The following is a 3,817-nucleotide window of genomic DNA, read 5'->3' as shown; positions in this document are numbered from 1 at the left end:
GCCTTGCCGTGAGCGTGCTCTGCTCGATCCCTTTCCTGGCCGCGGTGGCATTGATGTTCTTGTATGAGATCGACAAGCCGCTGGAGCAGCGCATCGAGCAGGAGCTGGGCACACGCCGGCTCGAGGCCGCTCTGCCCTCCTGAATTCCCACACACAACATACCTTTCCCGATGGATTTGTTCGATGTCCGACGAAACGGAAAAGCGCGACCTACCGTCATTGGCCGCCAGCGCCATCTCACCACCCTTGGTCACGCACCTGTACACCGCCGACCCTTCCGCGCATGTCTTTGACGGCGCCATCTATCTCTATCCTTCGCACGATATCGAAAGCGGCGCGCCATTCAACGATAACGGCGATCACTTTTGCATGGAGGACTATCACGTCTTCCGCATGGATTCACCCGACAGCAAAGTGATCGATTGCGGCGTGGCGCTGCATGTAAAAGACGTGCCGTGGGCGGAGCGGCAAATGTGGGCGCCGGATGCTGCCTGCAAGCATGGACGTTACTACCTTTATTTTCCGGCCAAGCGTGCGGATGGCGTGTTCCAGATCGGCGTTGCGGTGGCGGAGCGCCCGGAAGGTCCGTTCACAGCGGAGCCCGAGCCCATTCGCGGCAGCTATTCGATCGATCCCGCGGTTTACGAAGACGACGATGGCGCCCACTACATGTATTTCGGCGGCATCTGGGGCGGCCAGTTGCAGAAGTATCGTGACAACGTGTACGCCCAGAGCAACGAGGAACCCGCTGACGACGAGCCTGCGCTGGGGCCACGTATTGCGCGGCTGAGCGATGACATGCTGCAGCTTGCCGAGGCATCGCGCGAAGTCGTCATCCTCGACCAGGATGGACATCCGCTGCGGGCAGGCGATCATGCCCGCCGCTTCTTCGAGGCACCGTGGCTGCACAAGCATCAGGGCACGTATTACTTTTCGTACTCCACTGGCGATACGCATTTCATCTGCTACGCCACCGGCGACAATCCCTATGGGCCATTCACTTACCAGGGACAGATCCTGGGCGAGGTGGTCGGCTGGACCACGCATCACTCCATCTGCGCGTTCGCCGGCAAGTGGTACCTGTTCTACCACGACGCGATTCTGTCGGGCGGCGCCACGCACCTGCGCTCGATCAAGATGACGGAATTGCGCCATGATGCGCAGGGACGAATCCTGCGCATTGATCCCTATGGAAGCTGACGACAACCACACCCCGCCGCATGACCCCGCACTGACGCCCCTGGCGCCGGGCTCCCGCCTACAAATTCGCCACGGCGCACTCGTTGTCGATATTGCGCCTGAAGCCGGTGGACGTATTGCGCAGATCATCCGCCATGGCGTGCCTTGGCTGGTCGATCATGATGCGCAGCATGCCGCGATGATCGCCTGGGGTTCCTATCCGATGCTGCCGTGGGCCGGCCGTATCCGGCACGGGCGATTTCGCTTTGAGGGGCAGGATTATCAATTGCCGCGCAATCTTGGCGGTCACGCCATTCATGGCGTTGCCTTGGCCATGGCCTGGCAGGTCGATGCGCATGCGTCCTCGCATGTCGAACTCTCGCTCGCGTTGCCCGCCGATGAGCGCTGGCCATTCGGCGGCAGCGCGCATCAACGCATCGAGGTAAGCGAAGATCGGCTGCGGATGACGCTGATGGTGCGCGCCGGCGAGTGCGCCATGCCGGCGACGATCGGATGGCATCCCTGGTTTCGGAAACCTGATCGCGTCGACATTCATCCCGAGCAGGTCTATCCGCGCGATGCGGAAGGCATCGCCACCCTGCCCTTGGCCGCACCGCCGCCTGGGCCATGGGACGACTGCTTTCTCAACGACCAGCCTGTCGTCATCCATAGACGTGACCAACGCGTCCGGCTCACGTCGGATTGCGATCACCTGGTGGTCTATGACGAACCAACGCACGCCACATGCATCGAGCCGCAAAGCGGGCCGCCTGATGCGGTCAATCTTGAGCGTGCGACGTGCTTATCGCCGCATTCGTCGCTGTCCGCATGGTTTTTGCTGGAGTGGCCGGGATGACTTTCCCACCACATTATGCATAGGAACGTTGGGGTTCGCGTTCCGCTCACCCCCATCTACGCGCCTATCGCCGCAGCGGGTATTCCAATGGCGGAGCCTTGTGGCCGCGTAGCGGTGCAAGCGACTGGAATTGATCCTGGTATTCGTCGGTGATCTGCTTGGCTTCGTCGCTGTTGCTGATCACACGGGGGGTGATCAGTACGATCAGCTCATCGCGTGTCTTGTTCTTGCTCGTGCTGCCGAACAGCTTGCCCAGAATGGGGATACGACTCAACCCTGGGACACCTGCGTTTTGATCGCTGTTCTGCTGCTGGATCAAGCCACCGAGCAGCACGGTCTGTCCGTTTTGCACGCTGAGCTGCGTGGCGATTTGGCGTTGCGAAATGGTGTAATTACCCTGCGAGTTCTGCCCGTTGGTGGCACTGACCTGCTGATCGATATTGAGATAGATCAGACCGCCTGGGTTCACTCGCGGCTGCACGTCAAGAATGATGCCGGTGGGAATGTATTGCACCTCACCGACAGTAGTTCCAGTGCCAGTGCCCAGGCCGGTGTAATAAGTCTGGTTGACGGGGACCTGGTTACCGACCTGGATGTGCGCGATCTGATTGTTGAGCACGACCAACGTCGGCGCTGACAGCGTTTTTGTATTTTCGCTTGTTTCCAGCGCGTTGACAGCTACTTGGAATTTTCCGTTCGAACTCAGGAACGAATAGAAGAACGGTTGCCCGCTATAACTATTGCCGCCATATGTTCCCTGATTCCCAATACCGCCGCCCAGACCGATCATGCGGTGTGAATATGGATTGCCTGGCGTAATGGTACCGTTATCGTCCGTAGTTCCAGCCAACCCTTGCAGGTACCACTGCACACCAAATTGGAAGTTGCCGGTGAGCTGTACTTCGAACACCTTCGCTTCGATCTGCACCTGTAGCGGCGGCATGTCTAGCTGCCTGATGACACCTAACATCTCCTGCCATTGCGCGGGGCGTGCACGTACCAGCAATTGATTGTTGGCGCTTACCGAACCGATACGGATGCTGCCATCCTTTGAGCTATAGCCCTGGTCCTGGTTTTGCGTACTGGCCAAACCACCGTTCATGCCAACGCCGTTGACGGCCGTGCCGCCACCGATGCCGCCGGTATTGGACGAAGACGAACCCAAGCCGCCATAGGAACTGTTGCCTGTACCGGTGCTACCTAGGCCGCTGGAAAGTCCACCGCTGGTACCCCCGGTGGTGGAACTACCAAAGCTGCCGGCAGTGCTGCCCATGCCACTGGTATTGCCGCTGGCGTTGTTGCCGACACCCAGCGTAGTGGCACCACCCGCCCCAGGCGCAACGCTACCGCCGTGGTCGGAGCTGCCACCGCTGTTGTCGGCATAGATTTGCGCCAGGTAATGCGCCATATCCGCCGCACCAATATTGCGCACGTCGTACACGTAAAGCTGCGGCTCGTTGCCGCCACCCAAATCGATTTTGGCAATCCAATCGCGGATTTCGCTGAGGTAGCTTGGCTGCGTGCTGATCACGACCAGCGCATTGGTGCGCTTGATCGGAATGAAACGGAACATGCCTGCCAGCGGTGTGTCGCCCTTGGGACCGAACATGCCATCCAGCTGCGGCATCAATTCTTCGACGTTGGCATGCTGCAGATTGAACACGCCGACCGACATGCCACGCAGCCAGTCCACGTCGAACGTGTGGATAGTGCGGCTGTAGTTGTCGATTTCATCCGGGGTGCCGGCCACGACGATGACATTGCGCGCATTGTCGACCAGCA

The 3,817-nt window shown here is 59.7% G+C and carries 3 protein-coding genes; 2 read left to right on the top strand and 1 reads right to left on the bottom strand.

Features of this window, described 5'->3' with window-relative positions; translation table 11 throughout:
- The first annotated feature begins 183 nt into the window (after positions 1–183).
- Both VMA74_RS13725 and VMA74_RS13720 read left to right on the top strand, forming a co-directional pair.
- Complete coding sequence (locus VMA74_RS13725; protein ID WP_325367869.1) at positions 184–1,200, top strand: glycoside hydrolase family 43 protein; 1,017 nt, start codon at positions 184–186, stop codon at positions 1,198–1,200.
- Positions 1,190–2,035, top strand: a complete 846-nt coding sequence (locus tag VMA74_RS13720) for an aldose epimerase (RefSeq protein WP_325367867.1) — start codon at positions 1,190–1,192, stop codon at positions 2,033–2,035. Before VMA74_RS13725 ends, VMA74_RS13720 begins: the two co-directional genes overlap by 11 nt.
- Before the next feature lie 64 nt (positions 2,036–2,099).
- Here VMA74_RS13720 and gspD read toward each other — a convergent pair.
- The coding region (gspD, locus tag VMA74_RS13715; protein ID WP_325367865.1) for a type II secretion system secretin GspD at positions 2,100–3,817 on the bottom strand (1,718 nt) is incomplete at its 5' end.

It is taken from the genome of Dyella sp. (genome assembly GCF_035508675.1).
In the GTDB taxonomy this organism is placed as follows: Bacteria; Pseudomonadota; Gammaproteobacteria; order Xanthomonadales; family Rhodanobacteraceae; genus Dyella_B.
This window is presented reverse-complemented; position numbering and strand designations above follow the sequence as displayed.